This window comes from Achromobacter arsenitoxydans SY8 (assembly GCF_000236785.1).
GTDB classification, from domain to species: Bacteria; Pseudomonadota; Gammaproteobacteria; order Burkholderiales; family Burkholderiaceae_B; genus Achromobacter; species Achromobacter arsenitoxydans.
This window is the reverse complement of record NZ_AGUF01000087.1, coordinates 43,291-63,963: the sequence shown is the minus strand read 5'-3', so window position 1 is coordinate 63,963 and position 20,673 is coordinate 43,291. Positions and strand designations below refer to the sequence as shown.

General features: G+C 67.4%; 20 protein-coding genes. 14 read left to right on the top strand and 6 right to left on the bottom strand.

Annotated features, from left to right (window positions below):
- The first annotated feature begins 4 nt into the window (after positions 1–4).
- The 4 genes from KYC_RS26380 to KYC_RS26365 are packed head-to-tail and all read left to right on the top strand — an operon-like array spanning position 5 to position 4,036.
- Entirely contained in the window at positions 5–973 is a 969-nt protein-coding gene (locus tag KYC_RS26380; RefSeq protein WP_008168297.1) for a Bug family tripartite tricarboxylate transporter substrate binding protein, read from the top strand.
- Positions 974–977: 4 nt separating this feature from the next.
- Complete coding sequence (locus KYC_RS26375) at positions 978–2,210, top strand: acyl-CoA dehydrogenase family protein (protein ID WP_008168296.1); 1,233 nt, start codon at positions 978–980, stop codon at positions 2,208–2,210.
- A 4-nt stretch (positions 2,211–2,214) separates the two neighbouring features.
- Complete coding sequence (locus KYC_RS26370; protein ID WP_008168295.1) at positions 2,215–3,234, top strand: acyl-CoA dehydrogenase family protein; 1,020 nt, start codon at positions 2,215–2,217, stop codon at positions 3,232–3,234.
- Between the two features lie 31 nt (positions 3,235–3,265).
- Positions 3,266–4,036 carry a class I SAM-dependent methyltransferase gene (locus KYC_RS26365; RefSeq protein WP_008168292.1) on the top strand — a complete coding sequence of 257 codons (771 nt, stop codon included), beginning with the start codon at positions 3,266–3,268 and terminating at the stop codon, positions 4,034–4,036.
- 9 nt (positions 4,037–4,045) lie between these two features.
- On the opposite strand, the gene KYC_RS26360 is transcribed toward KYC_RS26365, so the two are convergent.
- Together KYC_RS26360 and KYC_RS26355 are read right to left on the bottom strand one after the other, a co-directional pair.
- On the bottom strand, positions 4,046–4,372 hold the full coding sequence (locus KYC_RS26360) for a type II toxin-antitoxin system RelE/ParE family toxin (protein ID WP_008168290.1): 327 nt from the start codon (positions 4,370–4,372) through the stop codon (positions 4,046–4,048).
- Entirely contained in the window at positions 4,369–4,650 is a 282-nt protein-coding gene (locus tag KYC_RS26355) for a type II toxin-antitoxin system Phd/YefM family antitoxin (protein ID WP_008168288.1), read from the bottom strand. The genes KYC_RS26360 and KYC_RS26355 overlap by 4 nt, the downstream gene beginning before the upstream one ends.
- Before the next feature lie 182 nt (positions 4,651–4,832).
- Here KYC_RS26355 and KYC_RS26350 point away from each other — a divergent pair, with 182 nt between their 5' ends.
- The 5 genes from KYC_RS26350 (at position 4,833) to KYC_RS26330 (ending at position 10,379) form a co-directional block, all read left to right on the top strand.
- A complete protein-coding gene (locus KYC_RS26350) occupies positions 4,833–5,585 on the top strand; it encodes a GntR family transcriptional regulator (RefSeq protein ID WP_008168287.1) in 753 nt (250 codons plus the stop codon).
- Positions 5,536–6,852 carry a malonyl-CoA decarboxylase domain-containing protein gene (locus tag KYC_RS26345; RefSeq protein ID WP_008168284.1) on the top strand — a complete coding sequence of 439 codons (1,317 nt, stop codon included), beginning with the start codon at positions 5,536–5,538 and terminating at the stop codon, positions 6,850–6,852. Before KYC_RS26350 ends, KYC_RS26345 begins: the two co-directional genes overlap by 50 nt.
- Before the next feature lie 58 nt (positions 6,853–6,910).
- Positions 6,911–7,702 (top strand): enoyl-CoA hydratase/isomerase family protein, encoded by a 792-nt coding sequence (locus KYC_RS26340; protein ID WP_008168282.1) that lies wholly within the window; start codon positions 6,911–6,913, stop codon positions 7,700–7,702.
- Positions 7,703–7,706: 4 nt separating this feature from the next.
- On the top strand, positions 7,707–9,248 hold the full coding sequence (locus KYC_RS26335; RefSeq protein WP_008168280.1) for a malonate--CoA ligase: 1,542 nt from the start codon (positions 7,707–7,709) through the stop codon (positions 9,246–9,248).
- A 159-nt stretch (positions 9,249–9,407) separates the two neighbouring features.
- Positions 9,408–10,379 carry a Bug family tripartite tricarboxylate transporter substrate binding protein gene (locus KYC_RS26330; protein WP_008168277.1) on the top strand — a complete coding sequence of 324 codons (972 nt, stop codon included), beginning with the start codon at positions 9,408–9,410 and terminating at the stop codon, positions 10,377–10,379.
- A 4-nt stretch (positions 10,380–10,383) separates the two neighbouring features.
- Here KYC_RS26330 and KYC_RS26325 read toward each other — a convergent pair whose 3' ends face one another.
- The gene (locus KYC_RS26325) at positions 10,384–11,340 is read right to left on the bottom strand and encodes an aldo/keto reductase (protein WP_043519358.1); all 957 of its coding nucleotides are present in this window, start codon (positions 11,338–11,340) and stop codon (positions 10,384–10,386) included.
- A 271-nt stretch (positions 11,341–11,611) separates the two neighbouring features.
- On the opposite strand from KYC_RS26325, the gene KYC_RS26320 reads away from it, so the two are divergent.
- From KYC_RS26320 to KYC_RS26310, 3 genes are all read left to right on the top strand, one after another.
- Positions 11,612–12,583, top strand: a complete 972-nt coding sequence (locus KYC_RS26320) for an ABC transporter substrate-binding protein (RefSeq protein WP_008168272.1) — start codon at positions 11,612–11,614, stop codon at positions 12,581–12,583.
- A 256-nt stretch (positions 12,584–12,839) separates the two neighbouring features.
- Complete coding sequence (locus tag KYC_RS26315) at positions 12,840–13,730, top strand: ABC transporter permease (protein ID WP_008168270.1); 891 nt, start codon at positions 12,840–12,842, stop codon at positions 13,728–13,730.
- A 1-nt stretch (position 13,731) separates the two neighbouring features.
- Positions 13,732–14,526 (top strand): ABC transporter ATP-binding protein, encoded by a 795-nt coding sequence (locus KYC_RS26310; protein WP_008168268.1) that lies wholly within the window; start codon positions 13,732–13,734, stop codon positions 14,524–14,526.
- 26 nt (positions 14,527–14,552) lie between these two features.
- Here KYC_RS26310 and KYC_RS26305 read toward each other — a convergent pair whose 3' ends face one another.
- From KYC_RS26305 to KYC_RS26295, 3 genes are all read right to left on the bottom strand, one after another.
- On the bottom strand, positions 14,553–15,803 hold the full coding sequence (locus KYC_RS26305; protein WP_008168266.1) for an NAD(P)/FAD-dependent oxidoreductase: 1,251 nt from the start codon (positions 15,801–15,803) through the stop codon (positions 14,553–14,555).
- Positions 15,804–15,974: 171 nt separating this feature from the next.
- Positions 15,975–17,621, bottom strand: a complete 1,647-nt coding sequence (locus KYC_RS26300) for an NAD(P)-binding protein (RefSeq protein ID WP_008168264.1) — start codon at positions 17,619–17,621, stop codon at positions 15,975–15,977.
- Positions 17,621–19,132, bottom strand: coding sequence for a polyamine aminopropyltransferase (locus tag KYC_RS26295; protein WP_008168262.1), 1,512 nt, complete (start codon positions 19,130–19,132; stop codon positions 17,621–17,623). Before KYC_RS26295 ends, KYC_RS26300 begins: the two co-directional genes overlap by 1 nt.
- 89 nt (positions 19,133–19,221) lie before the next feature.
- Here KYC_RS26295 and KYC_RS26290 point away from each other — a divergent pair, with 89 nt between their 5' ends.
- Together KYC_RS26290 and KYC_RS26285 are read left to right on the top strand one after the other, a co-directional pair.
- Entirely contained in the window at positions 19,222–19,608 is a 387-nt protein-coding gene (locus KYC_RS26290) for a DUF350 domain-containing protein (RefSeq protein WP_008168260.1), read from the top strand.
- Positions 19,609–19,643: 35 nt separating this feature from the next.
- Positions 19,644–20,672: an SPFH domain-containing protein gene (locus tag KYC_RS26285; protein ID WP_008168258.1), complete on the top strand. Its 1,029-nt coding sequence runs from the start codon at positions 19,644–19,646 to the stop codon at positions 20,670–20,672.
- Position 20,673: the final 1 nt, after the last annotated feature.

Genomic DNA, 20,673 nt, shown 5'->3' with positions numbered 1-20,673 from the left:
AAGCATGATCAGGAAAATACTGGCCGGCGTCGCACTGGCCTGCATCGGCGTCACGGGCTCCGCGCACGCCCAGGACAATTTCCCCAGCCGCCCCGTGCGCATCGTGGTGCCATTCTCGCCAGGCGGCGCGACGGACATCATGAGCCGCCTGCTGGCGGAAAAACTGAGCGGCAGGCTGGGCCAGCCGGTGATCGTGGAGAACAAGCCGGGCGGCGGCACCATGATCGCGTCCGACTACGTGTCGCGCGCCGAGCCCGATGGCTACACCTTGCTGATGGCGGCGTCGTCGCTGGGCATCGCGCCCAGCATCTACGCCAAGGTCAACTACGACCCGATCAAGGATTTCGCGCCCATCACCCAGGTGGCGTCGGTGGTGCATGTGCTGGAAGTGCATCCGTCGATTCCGGCCAAGAACGTGGGCGAGCTCATCGCCTACCTCAAGGCGAACCCGGGCAAGGTCAGCTACGGCTCGGTCGGCACGGGCAGCTCCACGCACCTGGAAGCCGAACTCTTCAACAGCATGGCCGGCGTGCAGATGGCGCACATCCCCTACAAGGGCAGCGCGCCCGCGCTGAACGACCTGGTGGCGGGCCGCGTGCAGGTGATGTTCGACGCGTGGGCCTCGTCGGGCCCGTTCGTGAAGGACGGCAAGCTGCGCGCCCTGGCGGTCACCACCGCCAAGCCGTCGGCGTCGGTGCCGGACCTGCCCACGGTCGCCTCGTCCGGACTGCCGGGCTACTCGGCGATGCCATGGCTGGGCCTGGTCGCGCCGGCGCGCACGCCGCAGCCGGTAATCGACAAGATCTACCAGAACCTGGCGCAGATCCTGGAGCAGCCCGAGGTCAAGACCCAGTTCGTGGGACTGGGCCTGGACATCATCGGCAGCGACCCCAAGACCTTCAGCGCGTTCATCCACCAGGACGTGGCGACGTGGGCCAAGGTCGCGCGCGAATCGAACATCCGCCTGGAGTAGACGCATGACCCTGCTGGAAAACGCCGCGCGGGAAGACGCCGTGCGGGATAGCGCTGCGCAGGATAGCGCCGCGGGCGAGACCGAAGCCTTCCGGCTGGAGCTGCGAGGCTGGCTGGAATCGGCCTATGCGGATTTCGCGCGGGCCTGGCCGGGCGGCGCCGACCCGCGCAGCCTGGACTACCGGCGCGCCTGGGAAGACACCCTGTGCGCGAACGGCTGGTCCGGGCTGGGCTGGCCCAAGGCATACGGCGGCAAGGAATTGCCGCTGTCGCGCCAGGCCGTTTTTCACGAAGAGCATGCGCGCTGCGGCGCGCCGCTGGGCGTGAACCTGATCGGCCACGGCATCCTGGCGCCCACCGTGCTGCACTTTGGCGACGAGGCGCAGAAGCGTCGCTTCCTGCCCGGCATTCTGTCCAACCGCGAGGTGTGGTGCCAGGGGTACTCGGAGCCCGGGGCGGGTTCCGACCTGGCCTCGGTGCGTACGCGGGCCGAGCCCGCGCCCGGCGGCTTTCGTCTGAATGGCCACAAGATCTGGACCTCGTTCGCGGATCGTGCGCAGTGGTGCTTCGTGCTGGCCCGCACCGATCCGCAGGCGGCCAAGCACAAGGGGCTGAGCTTTCTGCTGGTGGACATGGGCAGCCCCGGCGTGCGGGTCGAGCCGATCCGTCAGATCACCGGCGAGGCCGAGTTCAGCGAGGTCTTCTTCGAAGACGTGTTCGTGCCGCAGGATGCGTTGCTAGGTGAACTGAACCAGGGCTGGAAGATCGCGATGGCCGCGGCCAGCTTCGAGCGCGGCACGTACTTCATCCCCCGCCTGGTGCGCTTTGCGCAGGAATTGCGGCAGGTGCGCGAGCTGGCCCTGCGCGCGGATGCCCACGGCCGCGTGCCGGCCGCGTCGGCGTCGGTGCGCCATCGCTGGGCCCGGCTGGCCGCCGACAGCCATGTGCTGGCGCTCAAGTCGCAGCGCGCGCTGGCCGGCGCCCAGCGCGGCGATCCGCCCGGACCGGAAGGGTCGTCCACCAAGATTCACTGGAGCGAAGCGCACCAGCGCCTGCTGGAACTGTCGCTGCAACTGCTGGGCGAGGACGCCTGCCTGGGCGTCGGCGCGGTCGGCGCGCGCGCGGCGGAACTGACGCACGCCTACCTGTGGTCGCGGGCCGAGACCATTCTGGCCGGCACTTCGGAAATCCAGCGCAACATCATCGCCGAGCAGATGCTCGGCCTGCCCAAGGCTTGACCCCATGAATCTGCACCTGAGCGAAGACCAGCGCATGTTGCGCGACGCGGCCCAGCGCTTTCTGGCCGAGCGCCATCCCGCCGCCGTGGCGCGCGCCGCCGCCCGGCAGGACACGGACGCGCGCCACGCGCTGTGGCGCGAACTGGCGGAGCAGGGCTGGCCGGCCTTGCTGGCGTCCGCCGAGCATGGCGGCCTGGAACTGGGCATGCGCGAGGCCTGGATCGTGGCCGAGGCGGCGGGCCGTCATCTGCTGAGCCTGCCGCTGGCCGCCAACATGGCGGTCCTGCCCACCCTGTGCGCGGCCGGCGGCCCCGCCGCGCAGTGGGCCGGCGCGATGATGGCGGGCCACACCTGGCATGCCGACGCGGCCATGCGCCCCGACGGCTCGGCCTTTATCGAAGGCGCCGGCGAGGGCGTGCGCGCGCTCGCCGTGCACAAGGTGGCGCCGTCGGTCTTGCGGCTGGAATTGCTGGCGCCGGTCGCCGGGCTGGACGGACTGGATCCCACGATGCCCGTCGCGGTTGCGGCGCGTCCGGAAACGCTGGACAGCGTGGAGCTGGATGTCGATCCCGGCATGTGGGGCCGGCTGCGCACGCGCCTGCGTCTGCTGCGCACGGCCGAGATGCTGGGCGCGGCCTCGGCCGCGCTGGATCTGGCCGCCGCCTATGCGCGCGAGCGCCGGCAGTTCGACCGCGCCATCGGCGCCAACCAGGCGATCAAGCACCGCCTGGCGGAGGACTGGATGGCGTTGGACGATGCGCGGCTGGCCGGCTGGGCGGCCGCGGCGTCGCTGGACGCGGGGGCGGAATCGGCGCCTCTGGATTGCCTGTACGCGCCGCTGCTGGCCGTGGAGGCCGGCCGCCGGGCCACGCAGAATGCCGTCCAGACCCACGGCGCGATGGGGGTCACCTGGGAGTGCGACGCGCACCTGTACCTGAAGCGCGTCCTGCGCCTGGCGGCGAGCCTGGAGTCCGAAGTGCCCGGCCCGGACCTGCTGGAGCGGATCTGGGAAGCGGCGGCGTAGAGGGGGCCGGGCGCCGGCCTACAATCGCGCCATGCATAAATCCAACTTTCCCTCCGAACTCGACCAGCCGACGCTTTCCGAAGTGGACGGCGTCCGCTATCTGCACTTCAACACCGAGTGGGTGCAGGGCGCGATGAACATCAAGAGCCCGTCCGAACTGGTGCTGGAATACACCGCCCAGATGATGGCCTGGCTGCTGTTCCTGGATCCGCCCAAGGAAGAGGCCATCGGCATGCTGGGGCTGGGCGCGGGGTCGCTGGCGCGGTTCTGCGTCAAGCACACGCGCAGCCCGCTCCTGGCCGTGGAATGGAACCCGCGCGTGACGGCCGCCTGCCACATGTTCTTCCGCCTGCCCGGGTCCAACCGGCTGGAGGTCGAACACGCGGACGCCGGCGCCTGGGTGGCCGACCCGCTCAACGCCGGCCGCTGCCCCGTGCTGATGGTGGACCTGTACGACGCCGCTGCCGAAGGGCCGGTGCGCGACAGCGTGAAGTTCTACCGCGACTGCCGCCGCGTGCTGGGCGAGGTCGGCATCCTGGCGGTGAACCTGTTTGGCCGCCACGAAAGCTTTGGCAAGAACATCGACAACCTGTCCAAGGCGTTCGACGACAGGGTCGTGCTGCTGCCCGAGGTCGAAGCCGGCAACCAGATCGTGCTGGCGTTCTCGGGCCCGAGCCTGGCGATCACGCCTGCGGAACTGCTGGAACGCGCCGAGGTGGTGGAGGGCAAGTATGGCCTGCCGGCGCGCCGCTGGGCGCGTGCGCTGACCCGCCACGCGGTGGACGGGGTTTTGCACTTCTGAGCGCGGGGCCTAAGGGCGCAGCGTTCTAAGAGGCCGCCTGGAGAGCTTGGTCTGGAAATCCTGCCGGCTGTCGCAAATGATGTGGATATAGACCGTGTCTGCGACAACCTCATAGATGACCCGGTTCTTGACTGCGATCACTTCCAGGAAGTGGGTGGCGGGAAGTTCCGGGGGCGGGTGTCCGGCCTGGGGGAATTGTTCAAGGTTCAGGATCGCCCGCTTGATCTTGGCGTAGGCGTCCAGCCAGATCGTTTGCGAAAAGTGCTTTCTGACGTAGCGGCGGATTTCGTGCAGGTCTTCGACGGCGGATTGAAGGAAGACAAGCTTCCGGATCATTCGGAATCATCCTTGTCCATCGCTTCAATCTGCGCGAACACGTCTGCTGCAGGGGTGGTCCGTCCTTCCTCGATCTCTTTGCGGCCATGGGCAAGCAACTGAAGAAGGGCAATGGCTTGCTCCTGTTCTTCATAGCTCTGTACGTCCATGACGACGAGCTTTGCCTCTCCGTTCTGGGTGATGAGCATGGGTTCCCGGGTTTGGGTAAGGGTTGTCACGATTTCCGCCGCGTGGCTCTTGAGATACGAGATGGGTTTGACTTGGGTCGAGTATTTCATGGCAGGCCTGCGAATTGATTTCGAATAGGACCAAGTTTAGTCTTAATTTGGTCTTACCCTCGTCGCGGACGCAGGCGTTAGGGTAGGTACGGGGGTAGGCCGGGCTTTACCGGCGCCGGCATCGAACATATCATTGGCTTATTCATAATTATGAATTACGGCGTAGCGCCCGCCGTCAGCCCATGACCCAGCCCATCGTCCGGCAAGCCCTGTACCTGGAAGTCGCGGACCGCCTTCGCGGCATGATCCATGCGCGTTCGTTAAGCAACGGCGAATGGATCGACGAACTGAGGCTGGCGGCTGAAATGGGCATTTCGCGCACGCCGCTGCGCGAGGCCCTCAAGGTGCTGGCCACCGAAGGCCTGGTGCGGCTGGAGCCCCGGCGGGGCTGCTTCGTCAACGAGCTCTCCGCCCAGGACCTGGAAGACATCTTCCCGCTGATGGCCATGCTGGAGGGGCGCTGCGCCTACGAGGCCGCGCGCAAGGCCAGCGATGCGCAACTGGCCGAATTGGAGCCGCTGCACGCCGCGCTGGCGGGCCATGCCAAGGCGGGCCGCATCGACGCCTATTACAAGACCAATTACCTGATCCACGAGGCCGTCCAGGCGCTGGCCGGCAACCAATGGCTGTCGGACATGGTGGGCAACCTGCGCAAGGTGCTCAGCCTGTCGCGCCATCGCAGCCTGTCGCGGCCCGGCCGCATCGACGAATCCTGCGCCGAGCATCTGGCCATTTTCCAGGCCTTGAAGGCGCACGACCCCGACGCCGCGCAAGCGCTGGCGCACACCCATCTGATGCGGCAGCTTGAAGCGCTGCGCGCACTGAGCACTGAAGACGCCGCAGACGCGGCGCCGTCCGATCCCATCGTCATCGAGGAGCCCGCCCATGTCCGCACCCGCCAACCTCGCGCCCGCGCGCGGCGCACGCACGCCTGAGCCCGAAGCCGACCTCGTCGACGCCACCGCCGCGGCCGAAAGCGCCAGTCTGATCACCCGGCTGGGCCGGCTGTGGGAGCGCGGACGCCTGCCCAGCGAATCCGAGGTCCGGCGCCTGTTCGAGGCGCGCCTGACGGACGTGGCCGCCAACAAGCTGGCGCGCCGCTGGTGCGAGCAATACGCCGCGGCCGACGGCAAGGACCGCCGCCTGATGCTGGCCGCGCTGGCGCAGGTTCGCGCCACCTACGCGGGCGAGGCCGGCGAAGGCGTGCGCCTGTTCAAGCGCTTCAACGCCCAGCCGCAGGGCCTGCGCTTCCTGGTGGAACTGCGCGCCGACATGCTGCGGTGGCGCAAGCAGGTGGCGGGCATCCAGGCGCTGGACAAGGAACTCGAAGGCCTGCTGTCGGCATGGTTCGACGTGGGCCTGCTGGAACTGCGCCCGCTGACCTGGGATTCGCCGGCGTCGCTGCTGGAAAAGCTGATCCTTTACGAGGCCGTCCACGAGATCCAGTCCTGGGACGACCTGCGCCACCGCGTCGCGCCCGATCGCCGCTGCTATGCCTACTTCCACCCGCAGATGCCGGGCGTGCCGCTGATCTTCGTGGAAGTGGCCTTCGCCAGCCAGATGGCCGATAACGTGCAGGTGCTGCTGGACAGCACGCTGCCGCCGCAAGACCTGGACAAGGCGCGCTGGGCGATCTTCTATTCCATCTCGAACACGCAGCCCGGCCTGAAGGGCATCAGCTTCGGCAACTTCCTGCTCAAGCGCGTGGTCGAGCAGCTGCTTGAAGAATTACCCAAGCTGAAGTCCTTCGCCACGCTGTCGCCGATTCCGGGATTCACGGACTGGCTGGGCAAGCTGGACGCGCAGGCGGTCGAGTCCATCGTGCGCGAAGACAAGTCGCGCGCCAAGGACCGCAAGCGCGAAGGCGTGCCGGACGGGCAGCGCTGGGTGGCGCGCCTGGCCAAGGCGGCGCAGGGCAAGACCTCGGACGTCGTCAAACGGGCGGGTTTCCGGCTGGCGGCGACCTATCTGCAGTCCATGAAGAACGGGCTGCCCGTCGACCCCGTGGCGCGTTTCCACCTGGGCAACGGCGCACGCATCGAACGCCTGAACTGGGCGGCGGACACGTCGCCCAAGGGCCTGAAGCAGTCCTGCGCCCTGATGGTCAATTACCTGTACGACCTGGACGAACTGGACACGAACCTGCAACGGCTGAACGACGGCAAGCCGCAGGTCAGCCGCAGCGTGGGACGCGCGGGCTGACCGCCGGAAACACGGCGGCGCAACACAACAACAGACCAACAACATAAGGGCAGGGGACATGACGGAGAACGTGGCTGGCCGCGTGCTGCTGGAGCGCGAGGGGCATCTGGCCCGGGTGACGCTTTCGCACCCGGGGCGCCTGAACGCGATCACGGTGGGCATGTGGGGCGAACTGAAGGACGTCTTCACGCGCATCGCCCAGGACGACGCCGTGCGCTGCGTCATCGTGCGCGGCGAGGGCGGCAATTTCGCGGCCGGCGCCGACATCCGGGAATTCCCCGCCCAGCGTGCCGACATGGCCGGGGTGCAGCACTATCACCGCCAAGTGCTGGCGCCCGCGCTCCAGGCCGTAGCCGAGTGCCCGCAGCCCGTGGTGGCGCAGATAGAAGGCGTGTGCGTGGGCGGCGGGCTGGAAATCGCCTGCCAGTGCGACCTGCGCATCGCCGGCGCATCGGCCCGCTTCGGCGTGCCGATCAATCGCCTGGGCTTTCCCATGGCCCCCGATGAAATGCGCGGACTGCTGGCGCTGGCCGGCCGGGCCGCCACCCTGGCCATCCTGCTGGAAGGCCGCGTGTTCGGCGCCGACGAGGCCCGCGGCCTGGGCCTGCTGACCCGCATCGTCGCCGACGGCGAGGTTGCCGAAGCCGCCCGCCGCAGCGCCGATCGCATCGCCCAGGGCGCCCCGTTGGCCGCCCGCATCAATAAGCGCTTGTCCGCCAGGCTCGCCACCGGCGCCGCCTTGACCGAGGACGAGTATCGGGATTATTTCTCCTATGCCGAAAGCCGGGACCACAAAGAGGGCGTGCGCGCCTTCCTGGCCGGCGCAGACCCTTCCTTTTCCGGAGACTAGACAGGTGAGCAACGCCAACCTATATGCTGTCCTGCAAGGCGGCTTTCCCAAAGACCGCAGCAAAGTCGCGCTGGAAACGCCCGACCTCCAATACACCTGGGACGACATCGACCGCGCCACGGCGTGCCTGGCGAATCTGCTGGCCTCGCTGAAGCTGCCCGAGGGCGCGCGCGTGGCGGTGCAGGTGGAAAAATCGCCCGAAGCCCTGTTGCTGTACCTGGCCACGCTGCGCGCCGGCCTGGTGTACCTGCCGCTGAACACCGCATACCGCGAGTCGGAAATCGAATACTTCCTGGGCAACGCCGAACCGTCGGTGGTGGTCTGCGCCAGCAAGAACCTGGATTGGGTGCAGCGCGCCGCCGACAAGGCCGGCTGCGCGCACGTCTACACGCTGGACGAGGACCGCACGGGCAGCCTGCTGGAGGCCGCGGGCGGCCTGGCCCAGACCTTCAAGACCGTCCAGCGCAAGCCGGACGACCTGGCCGCGATCCTGTACACATCGGGCACCACGGGCCGCAGCAAGGGGGCGATGCTCTCGCACGGCAACCTGGCGGCCAACGCCCGCACGCTGCACGAATACTGGGGCTGGCGCGAAGACGACGTGCTGCTGCACATGCTGCCGATCTTCCACGTGCATGGCCTGTTCGTCGCCTCGCACGGCGCGCTGCTGGCTGGCGCCCGGATGATCTGGCTGCCCAAGCTGGACGCGGACCAGGCGCTGCGCTACCTGCCGCAGAGCACGGTGATGATGGGCGTGCCCACCTACTACGTGCGCCTCCTGGCCGATCCGCGTTTCAACCGCGAGGTCTGCGGCAAGATGCGCCTCTTCATTTCGGGTTCCGCACCCCTGCTGGCCGAGACCTTCTCGGACTTCAAGCAGCGCAGCGGCCACCCCATTCTTGAACGCTACGGCATGAGCGAAACCGTCATGCTGACGTCCAATCCCTACGAAGCCGCGCAGGGCGAACGCCTGGCCGGCACGGTGGGCCGTGCGCTGCCCGGCGTGCAGGTGCGCGTTGTGGACGACGCCGGTATTGCGCTGGCGCCAGGCGAGATCGGCAACGTGCAGGTCCGCGGCCCCAACGTGTTCTCGGGCTACTGGCGCATGCCGGAAAAGACCCGCGAGGAATTCACCGAAGACGGCTGGTTCAAGACCGGCGACGTGGGCCGCTGGGGCGGCGAGTCCGCCGGGCGCGACGTGCCCGCCGACTTCCTGTCCATCGTGGGCCGCAGCAAGGACCTGATCATCTCGGGCGGCTTCAACGTCTATCCGAAGGAAATCGAAACCCTGATCGACGACATGCCCGGCGTCGCGGAATCCGCCGTTATCGGCGTGCCGCATGCGGACTTCGGCGAGGCCGTGGTGGCGGTGGTGGTGCCCAAGGACGGCGTGGCGCTCGATGCGTCGGCCATGCAGGCCGAACTGAAATCGCGTATCGCCAACTTCAAGGTGCCCAAGCGCGTGCACATCATTGACCAGCTGCCGCGCAACACCATGGGCAAGGTCCAGAAGAACGTGCTGCGCGAAACCTATAAGGCGCTGTAGCGCCCGCCATGCCGGTCCCCGCGGGACCGGCATTTTTTCAAGGAGACCCATCCCCAGCCAGTGACGCGCCAGCCCTACCCGCCGCATTCAATAAAAAAATTTCAGAGACGAGACGTCAAAAATCAGACGCCGTCCACCGATGCAGCAAGAGGAGACAAAATGAACTATCGCACCACCGCCGCGGCCGTATTCGCCGTGGCAGCCCTGGGTTTCGGCGGCGTTGCCGCCGCGCAATGGCCCGAGCGGCCCATCACGCTGATCGTTCCGTTCCCCGCCGGCGGCGGCACGGATACGTTCGCCCGTCCGCTGGCCGCGCAGCTCACCACGCAGCTCGGCCAGACGGTGGTCATCGACAACAAGGGCGGCGCGGGCGGCACCGTGGGCGCCGGCGTGGCCGCCAAGGCCAAACCCGACGGCTACACCTTCTTCATGGGCGGCGCGCACCATGCGCTGGCGCCTTCCCTCTACAAGAGCCTGAACTACAACATCCAGAAGGACTTCGTGCCGGTGGCCCTGGTGGCGCAGCCGCCGCAGGTGGTGGTCATCAACGCCGGCAAGCTGCCGGTCAAGACCTTGCAGGAGTTCATCGCCTACGCCAAGAAGCGTCCCGGCGAAATCAACTTCGGCACCGCGGGCAAGGGCAGCACCCACCACCTTGCCGGCGAACTCTTCGCCATGCAGACCGGCATCAAGCTGGTGGACGTGCCGTACCAGGGCGCGGGTCCGATGCTGTCGGCGCTGATCGGCGGCCAGGTGGACCTGGCGTTCGACGGCCTGGGCTCGTCCTCTGGACACATCCGCGCCGGCGCGATCAAGCCGCTGGCCGTGGCCGCCACCGAGCGTTCGCAGTCGTTGCCCGACGTGCCCACGGCCGCCGAGGCGGGCGTGCCCAACTACAACGTGTCGACCTGGTACGCGATCTGGGCGCCCGCAGGGACGCCCAAGGAAGCCGTGGACAAGATGGCCGCGGAAATCACCAAGGCCCTGAACACGCCCAAGCTCAAGGAAACCTGGGCCGGCAACGGCTCGGCGGTTCCCACGCTGACCGGCGCCGACTTCGGCAAGTTCGTCGACAGCGAAGTCGAGCGCTGGGCCAAGGTGGTCAAGGACTCGGGCGTGACGCTGGACTGAGGCGTCAGCGCCACTCGCTGGCCAGGCTGAGCTTGGCCAGCTGGTCGTGCGTCAGCGTCAGGCTGGCCGCCTTGACCAGTTCGTCCAGCTGGGCCAGCGAGGTGGCGCTGACGATGGGCGAGGTGATGCCCGGTTGCGCGATCTGCCAGGCCAGCGCGGCCTGGGCGGGCGTGCAGCCGGCGTCCTCGGACACCTCGTCCAGCGCTTTCAGGATGCGGTAGCCGCGGTCGTTCAGGTAGGTGTCCACGATCTTCTTGCCGCGCGCGCTCTTGCCGGCGTCGCCGGGCCCCCGGTACTTGCCGCTGAGAAAGCCGCTGGCCAAGGCGTAGTAGTTGATCGTGCCCATCTGCTGGGTCTTGACCAGGCTTTGCAGTCCGGATTCGAAGGGTTCGCGCGTGTACAGGTTGTACTCGGGCTGGATGCTCTCGTAGCGCGGCAGGCTGTGGCGTTCGCTGGTAATCAGCGCTTCGGACAGGCGCACGGCGGTGTAGTTGGACGCGCCGATCGCGCGCACTTTGCCCGCTTCGATAAGTTTGGCGTACTCCCCCAGGGTGTCGGTCAGCGGCGTGTCCGGGTCGTCCTGGTGCGACTGGTACAGGTCCACATGGTCGGTCTGCAGGCGGGCCAGCGACGCTTCCAGCGAGCGGCGGATGTAGGCGGGCGCCAATCCCTTTTCGCCCGGGCCCATTTCCATGCCCACCTTGGTCGCGATGAGCACGCGGTCGCGCTTGCCCGACTGCTTGAGCCATTTCCCGATCAGCGTTTCGGATTCTCCGCCCTGGTTGCCGGGGACCCAGCGGGAATACATGTCGGCGGTGTCGATGAAGTTCAGACCGGCGTCGACCAGGGCGTCCAGCAGGGAAAAGGTGCCGGCTTGGTCGACGGTCCAGCCGAAGACGTTGCCGCCGAAGGTGAGCGGGGGGATCTGCAGGCCGGAACGGCCCAGTGCGCGTTTGATCATGTCTGGCCTCGGGATGCTGCGGACGGGCGTGCGGAACGGGATGAACGGCGTTTGCCCGGCGCGTTTCGGTATATTCACGCTGCCTGCCCTGGTGTTGGGCATGCGTGCGTACGCATGCACCATTACAGGGATTCCCCCCAACTCCAATCGGGAGGCGGCAAGTTAGACTATACGGCTTTATGGCAGCCTGAACGGACGGCAAGTCCGCGGCGCGGCCGTAAATCCACCGGCACATTCAACAAGCAATACCAAGGGTTCAAGGAGCTTACATATGCTGATCGGAAAAAAACATTTTCTGACGGTTGGCGCCATGGCGCTGGCAATGGCTATCGCCGCGCCGGCCGCCGCGCAGCAGAAGTCCGTGGCGGTCACCGCCATCGTTGAGCACCCGGCGCTGGACGCCGTGCGCGACGGTGTGCAGGACGCCCTCAAGCAAGCCGGCTACGAGCCGGGCAAGAACCTGAAGTGGCAGTACCAAAGCGCCCAGGGCAACAACGGCACCGCCGCCCAGATCGCGCGCAAGTTCGTTGGCGACCGTCCCGACGTCATCGTCGCGATCGCCACGCCGTCGGCCCAGGCCGTCGTTGCGGCCACCAAGGACGTGCCGGTGGTGTATTCCGCCGTGACCGACCCGGCCGCCGCCCAGCTCGTGCCCAGCATGGACGCGTCGGGCACCAACGTGACCGGCGTGTCGGACCTGCTGGCGCTGGACAAGCAGGTCGAACTGATCAAGAAGATCGTGCCCAACGCGAAGCGCGTGGGCATCGTCTACAACCCGGGCGAGGCGAACTCGGTCGTGGTCGTCAAGAAACTCCAGGAAATCCTGCCCAAGTCCGGCATGAGCCTGGTCGAGGCGGCCGCCCCGCGCTCGGTGGACGTGGCCTCGGCCGCGCGCAGTCTGATCGGCAAGGTCGACGTCATCTACACCAACACCGACAACAACGTCGTGTCGGCGTACGAATCGCTGGTCAAGGTCGGCAACGACGCCAAGATCCCCCTGATCGCATCGGACACCGATAGCGTCAAGCGCGGCGGTATCGCCGCCCTGGGCATCAACTACCGCGACCTCGGCGTGCAGACGGGCAAGGTCGTCGTGCGCATCCTGAAGGGCGAAAAGCCCGGCGCCATCCCGTCGGAAACCAGCTCGAAGCTCGAGCTCTACGTGAACCCGGGCGCCGCCGCCAAGCAGGGCGTCACGCTGTCCGACGCGCTCATCAAGTCCGCTGCGGTGGTCGTGAAATAATACCGACCGCCATCGGCCCCGCCTTGCCCTTGCGGCATGAGCGGGGTTTTTCTTGAGTTTTTTTCCCGGTGCGCCGCGTCCCGCGCCTGTCGCGGGCGCCTGCCCGCGCGGCTGCGCTTTGGCAGAAATCAAGGGAAAATCGCGGCTCGGGAAACGTTTATTGCGAAAGCTCGGGTAAAACTGACCCTTGAACGCAAGAAATTGCGCGTTTCACTTCTTTAATATGCTCGTTTCTTTACCTGATTGGATCTGACCCATGTCATTGTTTTCGTTGTTGGGCGCGTTGGAGATCGGGCTGATCTTCAGCCTGGTGGCCCTGGGCGTGTTCATTTCCTTCCGTCTGCTGCGCTTCCCCGACCTGACCGTTGACGGCAGCTTTCCGCTGGGCGGCGCGGTCTGTGCGACGCTGATCGCGTCGGGCACCGATCCGTTTTCCGCGACCCTGATCGCCACCGTCGCCGGCGCCGCCGCGGGGCTGGTGACCGGCTGGCTGAACGTCAAGCTCAAGATCATGGATCTCCTGGCGAGCATCCTGATGATGATCGCCCTGTATTCGATCAACCTGCGCATCATGGGCAAGCCCAACGTGCCGCTGATCACCGAACCCACCGTCTTTACGATCCTGCAGCCGGAATGGATTTCCGACTACGTCGCCCGGCCGCTGATCCTGATCGTCATCGTCGTCCTGTGCAAGCTGGCGCTGGACTGGTTCTTCGCCACCCAGACCGGCCTGGCCGTGCGCGCCACCGGTTCCAACGGCCGCATGGCGCGCGCCCAGGGCGTCAACACCGGCCGCATGATCCTCGGCGGCATGGCGCTGTCGAACGCGCTGGTCGCGCTGGCGGGCGCGCTGTTCGCGCAGACGCAGGGCGGCTCGGACATCTCGATGGGCATTGGCACCATCGTGATCGGCCTGGCGGCCGTGATTGTCGGCGAAAGCATCCTGCCGTCGCGCAAGCTGGTGCTGGCCACGCTGGCCGTCATCATCGGCGCCATCGTCTACCGTTTCTTCATCGCATTGGCCCTCAATAGCGATTTCATCGGCCTGAAGGCGCAAGACCTGAACCTCGTCACCGCGGTGCTGGTCACGATCGCCCTGGTCATCCCCATGCTCAAGCGCCGCCTGGTCGGCAAGAAGGGGCGCTGATATGTTGTCCGCAAAAGACCTGAAAATCACCTTCAACGCGGGCACGCCCATTGAAACCCGCGCCCTGCGCGGGCTGTCGCTGGAGATCCCGTCGGGCCAGTTCGTGACCGTGATCGGCTCTAACGGCGCGGGCAAGTCCACGTTCCTGAACGCCGTCTCGGGCGACCTGCCGGTCGACTCGGGCCGCATCGACATCAACGGCGTGGACGTCACCCGCCAGCCGGTCTGGGCGCGCGCCGGGCGCGTGGCCCGGGTGTTCCAGGACCCCATGGCGGGCACCTGCGAAGACCTGACCATCGAAGAGAACATGGCGCTGGCGCAGATGCGCGGCGCTCGCCGCGGCTTCAGCCGGGCGGTCAAGGCCTCCATGAAAGACGGTTTCCGCGAGCGCCTGGCCACCCTGGGCCTCGGGCTGGAAAGCCGGCTTTCGGACCGCATCGGCCTGTTGTCCGGCGGCCAGCGCCAGGCCGTCAGCCTGCTGATGGCGGCGCTGCAGCCGTCGCGCATCCTGCTGCTGGACGAGCACACCGCCGCGCTCGATCCGCGCACGGCCGACTTTGTGCTGCAGCTGACGGCCCGCATCGTGGCCGAAAACCAGCTCACCACGATGATGGTCACGCACAGCATGCGCCAGGCGCTCGACGTCGGCGACCGCACCGTGATGCTGCACCAGGGCCAGGTCGTGCTGGACGTGTCGGGCGACGAGCGCCGCGGCATGGACGTGCCGGACCTGCTTGCGATGTTCGAGCGCGTGCGCGGCGAGAAACTGTCGGACGACGCGCTGCTGCTGGGGTAGAGGAGTGCGGGGCGAATCCCTTCGCCCTAGATGAAGCGCCCGGGCCGGAACGCATAATGGCGTGAAGCCGCGCCGCCGCCGTCGGCCATCAGCTCTCCCAGTATCTTCGCCGTGCCCGGCCCCGTGCTGAACCCGATGTGCTGGTGCCCCAGGGCCAGCCACAAACCGGGATGGCGGGGCGCTTCGCCGATCATCGGCCGGCTGTCCGGCAGGGTGGGGCGGCGGCCCAGCCAGGCGGCCGGGTCCAGCCGCTTGTCCAGGGGGAAGGCCTCGCGTGCGCGGGCCTCCGCCAGGTCCAGCTGGTCCGTTCGCGCGGGCGCATCGCAGGCGTCCAGTTCTACGCCCGTGGACAGGCGCAGCCCGCGCGCCATGGGCGACAGCACATAGCCGCCGCCGGTGTCATACACGGGGCGGGTGACACTGGCGCCATCCCGACCGCTGTAATGCATGTGGTAGCCGCGTTCGAACGCCATCGGCAGGCTGATGCCAACCGACTTCAGGATGTCTTTCGACCAGGGGCCCAGGGCGACCACCAGCCGGTCCGCCGTCAGCGATCCGGATCCTTCCAAACCCTGCACTGTCCAGCCCTGGCCATCGCGGCGGATGCTGCCGGCCGTAAGGCGCCGGAACTCGCCGCCCTGGCGGCGAAAGAGCTCGGCATAGGCGGCCACGACTTCGTGCGGGTCATCGACCGAATACGAACCCTGGATCCAGAGCGCGCGATGGAAGATCGGCGACAGTGCGGGTTCCAGGGCCGCGAGTTCGGCGGGGCTCAGTTCCTGGGTGGGAACTTCGTACTGCGCAAAGGCGCGCCGCGCCAGCGCGCCCGAATCCCAGGCGGCTTGCGTGCGGTACAGGAAGATCCAGCCGGTATCGCGCAGCCGGCGCCGCGCGCCGCTGGCGTCCATCAGCCGCAGGTGCTCGGGCGCGGACAGCCGGATCAGGCCGTCCAGCGCCTCAGCGGTCTCCTGGAACACGGCTGGCCGCGCGCTCAGCAGGAAGCGCGCCGCCCAGCCCAGGTTGCGCGCAAGGTACTGCCAGCGATACCGGAACTGGACGGTGTCGTTCTTCAGCAGGCGGGGCAGTTGGCTCCACAGGCCGGGATGGTTGAAGGGCATCAGCGAACTGCGGGCCAGGACGCCGGCATTGCCCATCGAGGTTTCCATGCCCGGTTCCCGCCGGTCGACAAGCTGGACCGACATGCCCCGGCGCTGCAATTCCAGCGCGCAGCAGACGCCGACCATGCCCGCGCCCAGCACAATGACCTGTTTTCCCATATCTTTTTTTCGCTGTATCCGGTCTGGAAGAACCGCCTGGCGGCAGGCCATTGCTGACCAGGCCGTAGCGGATCGCCGCGCCCCGCGCGGCCGCGGGCCGGGGGACGACGGATTGTATTGCAGCCGCCGGCTGATGGGCGGTCGGACTATGGACTTGGGCGCGGGCCAGGCTCAGCCGTGCGCGGGCTGGCGCCCCAGGATCCGCTCGGCCGCCGTCACGCCCCACCACGCGGCTTCCTCGAACACCGAATAGCCCGACAGGTCGGCGTGCGCAAACAGCACGGGACCGTCCACCGCGCGCAGCGCGGCCAGGCCCGGGTTGGACAGGTAGCCGCACAGCGGCGAGGCCATGGCATGGCCGCGCACCGTGATCTCCAGCTGGCGTGCATGCCGCCAGAATTCCTTGCCGTAGGCCGCGACCAGGTCAGCTGCGGCGGCGTCGCGCAAGTCCTGCGGGCTGGCCCGGGTGAGCCATTCGCGCGCAGCCTGGGGCGTCTGGCGGCTGAGCGCGTGGTAGGCCGTGAAGACGCTGCGCGGCGAGCGCGCCACGCGCAGGAGCTGGTGCGTGGAGACGACGTAGCCCAGGGCCTGGCCCTGGTAGACGACGTTGTCCCAGGACAGGGGTTCGCCGGGCGCCTCGGCCGGGTAGCCGTCCAGGACGAAGTTCGACACCATCCACGGCGCATGCGCGGACGCGTGCGTATGCGGGTCGTACCCATACGCGCGGATGTCGGGCAGGATGCGCTGCGCCACGAACAGCGGCATGGCGCAGACCGTGCGGCGGGTCTGCAGGACATAGGCGCTGGCGGCGCCATCCGGTCCGGACTGCAGGCACGTGACCTGCGGACCGGCCGGCGCCTCCCGCAGCCTGGCCGCGGCGCCGGGCAGCAGCCAGCCGGCGTGGCCCAGCCTGCGCGTGATGGATTCCCGCATGCGCTGCGCCAGCACCGCCAGGCCGCCGGGCCAGGTCAGCACCGCGCCTTCGCCGGCGTTCGCCGCGTGGCCATCGCGGCTGGCGAAGTAATGCAGGCCGGCCCATGCCGACACCACGTCGTACTCCGCGCCGTAGTCGTCGCGGCAGCAGTAGTTCAGGTACCAGTGCAGCGCGGCGGACGTGTACCCTTCGCGTTCCAGCCATTGCTTGAACGTGATCGCGTCCAGCGCGCGCCAGGCGGGGTCCTGCGACGACAGCGCGATCGGGATGCAGAACAGCTTGCGGCCGTCGGCGCCAACCTGGGTGCGCAGGGTCTCGATCCGCGCCAGGAATTTCCGGTGCTGCGCGGCGTCCGCGTCGGACACGCCCGTCATGGGCAGCAGGCCTTCTTCCCACTGTCCGTTGCGCAGCAGCCGCTCCTGCGGAGAATGCACCAGCACGGTCTCGTCGTAGTAGGGTCTGGCATCGCCCGCGCCGCGCTCGATGATGCCGAACTCCGCCAGCATGTCGCGCACGTGCGCGGACGCCAGCGACGGCAGGGGCAGATAGTGCGCGCCCAGCGGATAGTCCAGGCCGTCGCGCTGCCCCGACGCTGCGTTGCCGGCGAATTCCGGGCCCTGCACGACGACGAAATCCGTGAACCCTTCGCGCGCCAGCTTCCAGGCGCAGGACAGGCCGGCGACGCCGGCGCCCAGGATCGCCACCTGGTGCTGGCGGGTGGCCGACGGTTGCGGCAGGGCGGCGCCGTCGCGCAGCGCGTGGCCCGCCTGCATGCCCGGGTAGCGGACGTCCGGCGTGGTCTCGACGATGCGCGACCGGTAATAGCCCGCGGCGCCCGCCACTGCCGCCGTGCCCGCGCCCAGCAGGAAACTGCGGCGCCGCATCAGCGGATGACCTTGCGCCAGTCCTCGTCGAAGTAGCGCACGAGCGATTGTTCGTTCAGGCGGTTCGGCGGCATGGCCAGCGCCGGCATGTCGGCGGGGAAATGGAACAGCTCGCGCAGGGTGACGGGGTCCAGGTAGCGGGTGGCCACGGTGACCGTGTCGGGCGGCGTGTAGTCGCGCCGCTTGCTGGCCAGGATGAAGCCCCAGTCGCCGAACGACGGCACGTAGGCGTGGTACGGCCAGGTGTTCAGGCCCGCCTCTTTCAGGGTGGCGTCCACGCTCCAGAAGGAGCGCGGCGCAAAGTACGGCGAGGTGGACTGCACGACCATGTAGCCGTTTTCGGCCAGGTGGCGCGCCATCAGGTGATACACCGGCACCGAATACAGCCGGCCCAGGCCGAAGTTGGACGGATCGGGGAAGTCCACCACAATGAAGTCATAGACCTCGGCATGCGTTTCCAGCCAGCGGCCCGCGTCGTCGTTGATGACGGTGACGCGCGGGTCCTTGAGCGAGCCTTCGTTCAGCTTGACCAGGGGCTCGGAACGCGAGAACAGGTTGGTCATGGCGGGGTCCAGATCCACCAGCGTGACGTGTTCCACGTGCTTGTGCTTGAGGATCTCGCGCACGGCCAGGCCGTCGCCGCCGCCCAGCACCAGCACGTTGCGCGCCCAGGGCAGGGCAAGCAGGCCGGGATGCACCAGCGACTCGTGATAGCGGTGCTCGTCGCGCGACGAGAACTGCAGGTTGCCGTTGATGTACAGGCGCAGGTCGTCGTGCCAGCGCGTCACGGCCAGGCGCTGGTACTGGGTGGTCTCGGCATGGATCACGTCGTCGCCATACAGGCCTTTCTCGGCCCAGGCCGTCATGCTGCCGGAATAGATGAAGCCCAGGCCCAGCAGGCCGATCACCACGCCCGCCCGCACGGTCTTTTCACCGGGGCGGCGCACTTCGGCGCGGAACAGCCAGGTGGTCCACAGCGCCACGCTGGCGTTCAGGATGCCGAACAGAAAGCTGGTGCGCAGCAGGCCGAGCTTGGGCGCCAGCAGCAGCGGGAACACCAGCGACACCGCCAGCGCGCCCAGGTAGTCGAAGGTCAGCACGCGGCTGACGATTTCGCGGAACTCGGCCTTGCGCTGGTTGAACACGCGCATCACCAGCGGGATTTCCATGCCGACCATCAGGCCGATGACGAACACGCCCACATACAGGGCGGCGCGGAACGGGGCGGCCAGCCACGCAAACACCAGGAACAGGACAGCCGCGGATACCCCGCCCAGCAGCGCAACCAGCAGTTCGACGTCGATGAAGCGGTCCAGGACGTCTTCGTCTTTTACATATTTTGACAACCACGACCCGATGCCCATGGCGAACAGGTAGCAGCCGATGACCGACGAGAATTGCAGTATCGAATCCCCCAGCAGATAGCTGGCCAGCGCGCTGCTGATGAGCTCGTAGCCCAGCCCGCAGGAGGCGACGATCAATACCGAAAGAATGAGAACGCGGTCGCGCATGAGGTGTCCGACACGAAAAATGCGTTCGCAGTATATCGAACGCGACGTATATACTGCGCGCAATTGGGAGGCTGGCAATGGGAGAAGCAATGCATCCGGCGGTGACCTATCTGATCTACATCGTTTCGGCGCTCGTCATGCTGGGCGTATTCACGATGGTCTATACGGCCGTCACGCACTACAAGGAATTCGACCTCATCCGCGAAGGCAATATCGCCGCGGCCATGTCCTATGGCGGCGCGCTGGTGGGCTTCAGCCTCACCCTGTGCTCCAGCATCGCGGTCCATGCCAGCTTCGTCATGTTCCTGGTGTGGGGCGTGGCGGCGATGGCGGTGCAGATCGTCGTTTACATCGTCGTGACCAGGGCCATAAGGGGCATGAACGACGCCATCGCCGAAAACAACATCGCCATGGGCGGCCTGATCGGGGCGATTTCCCTGGCGGCCGGCATCGTCAACGCCGCCTGCCTGACCTGACCCGCGCAATCCGATCCGTCACAGGAGGACTTTCCATGAGTCTCGGTTCATTCATCCGCAAGCAGTTCATCGACATCCTGCAATGGAACGAGGATCGCGACGGCGTGCTCGCCTGGCGCCATCCGATGCAGGATTTCGAAATCCAGTACGGCGCCAGCCTGACCGTGCGCGAATCGCAGATGGCGGTGTTCGTCAACGAAGGCAAGGTGGCCGACGTGTTCGGCCCCGGCATGTACAAGCTGACCACGCAGACGCTGCCGATCCTGACTTACCTGAAGAACTGGGACAAGCTGTTCGAGTCGCCCTTCAAGTCGGACGTCATCTTCTTCAGCACGCGCCTGCAATTGGGCCGGCGCTGGGGCACGGCCCAGCCGGTGACGCTGCGCGACAGCGAATTCGGCATGGTGCGCCTGCGCGCCTTCGGCGTGTATTCGTACCAGATCTCCGACCCCGCCAAGTTCTACCGCGAAATCAGCGGCACGCGCGACGAGTACACGGTGGACGACCTTGAGGCGCAGCTGCGCAACATGGTGGTCGCGGCCATGACCACCGCGCTGGGCAGCGCCAAGGTGCCGTTCCTGGACATCGCTGGCAACCAGGGTCTGATGTCGCAGAGCATCGCCGAGCAGCTCGCGCCGGTGTTCGACCGCTACGGCGTCAAGCTGGACAACTTCACGGTTGAAAACGTGTCGCTGCCGGAAGAGCTGCAGAAGGCGCTGGATACCCGGATCTCCATGGGCATGGCGGGCGACCTGGGCAAGTTCACCCAGTACCAGACCGCCACGTCGATTCCGCTGGCGGCCCAGAACGAGGGCGGCATCGCCGGCATCGGCGCGGGCCTGGCTGCGGGCGCGGCCCTGGGCCAGACCATGGCGCAGGGACTGGGCGTGGCGGCGCAGGGGCAGCCGCAGCAGCCTGCCCAGCCGGCGCAGCCCGCGGCGGGCGCGCAGGCGGACCCCGTCCAGCGCCTGCAGCAATTGAAGGACCTGCTGGACAAGGGCCTGATCACCCCGGCGGACTACGATTCGGCCAAGGCCGAAGTGCTGAAGAAACTCACCAGCTAAC

Bases quoted from the DNA above. Each gene is read 5' to 3' on its own strand.
- KYC_RS26380 (WP_008168297.1), top strand. From the start codon at position 5: ATGATCAGGAAAATACTGGCCGGCGTCGCACTGGCCTGCATCGGCGTC.
- KYC_RS26375 (WP_008168296.1), top strand. From the start codon at position 978: ATGACCCTGCTGGAAAACGCCGCGCGGGAAGACGCCGTGCGGGATAGC.
- KYC_RS26370 (WP_008168295.1), top strand. From the start codon at position 2,215: ATGAATCTGCACCTGAGCGAAGACCAGCGCATGTTGCGCGACGCGGCC.
- KYC_RS26365 (WP_008168292.1), top strand. From the start codon at position 3,266: ATGCATAAATCCAACTTTCCCTCCGAACTCGACCAGCCGACGCTTTCC.
- KYC_RS26360 (WP_008168290.1), bottom strand. From the start codon at position 4,372: ATGATCCGGAAGCTTGTCTTCCTTCAATCCGCCGTCGAAGACCTGCAC.
- KYC_RS26355 (WP_008168288.1), bottom strand. From the start codon at position 4,650: ATGAAATACTCGACCCAAGTCAAACCCATCTCGTATCTCAAGAGCCAC.
- KYC_RS26350 (WP_008168287.1), top strand. From the start codon at position 4,833: ATGACCCAGCCCATCGTCCGGCAAGCCCTGTACCTGGAAGTCGCGGAC.
- KYC_RS26345 (WP_008168284.1), top strand. From the start codon at position 5,536: ATGTCCGCACCCGCCAACCTCGCGCCCGCGCGCGGCGCACGCACGCCT.
- KYC_RS26340 (WP_008168282.1), top strand. From the start codon at position 6,911: ATGACGGAGAACGTGGCTGGCCGCGTGCTGCTGGAGCGCGAGGGGCAT.
- KYC_RS26330 (WP_008168277.1), top strand. From the start codon at position 9,408: ATGAACTATCGCACCACCGCCGCGGCCGTATTCGCCGTGGCAGCCCTG.
- KYC_RS26325 (WP_043519358.1), bottom strand. From the start codon at position 11,340: ATGATCAAACGCGCACTGGGCCGTTCCGGCCTGCAGATCCCCCCGCTC.
- KYC_RS26320 (WP_008168272.1), top strand. From the start codon at position 11,612: ATGCTGATCGGAAAAAAACATTTTCTGACGGTTGGCGCCATGGCGCTG.
- KYC_RS26315 (WP_008168270.1), top strand. From the start codon at position 12,840: ATGTCATTGTTTTCGTTGTTGGGCGCGTTGGAGATCGGGCTGATCTTC.
- KYC_RS26310 (WP_008168268.1), top strand. From the start codon at position 13,732: ATGTTGTCCGCAAAAGACCTGAAAATCACCTTCAACGCGGGCACGCCC.
- KYC_RS26305 (WP_008168266.1), bottom strand. From the start codon at position 15,803: ATGGGAAAACAGGTCATTGTGCTGGGCGCGGGCATGGTCGGCGTCTGC.
- KYC_RS26300 (WP_008168264.1), bottom strand. From the start codon at position 17,621: ATGCGGCGCCGCAGTTTCCTGCTGGGCGCGGGCACGGCGGCAGTGGCG.
- KYC_RS26295 (WP_008168262.1), bottom strand. From the start codon at position 19,132: ATGCGCGACCGCGTTCTCATTCTTTCGGTATTGATCGTCGCCTCCTGC.
- KYC_RS26290 (WP_008168260.1), top strand. From the start codon at position 19,222: ATGCATCCGGCGGTGACCTATCTGATCTACATCGTTTCGGCGCTCGTC.
- KYC_RS26285 (WP_008168258.1), top strand. From the start codon at position 19,644: ATGAGTCTCGGTTCATTCATCCGCAAGCAGTTCATCGACATCCTGCAA.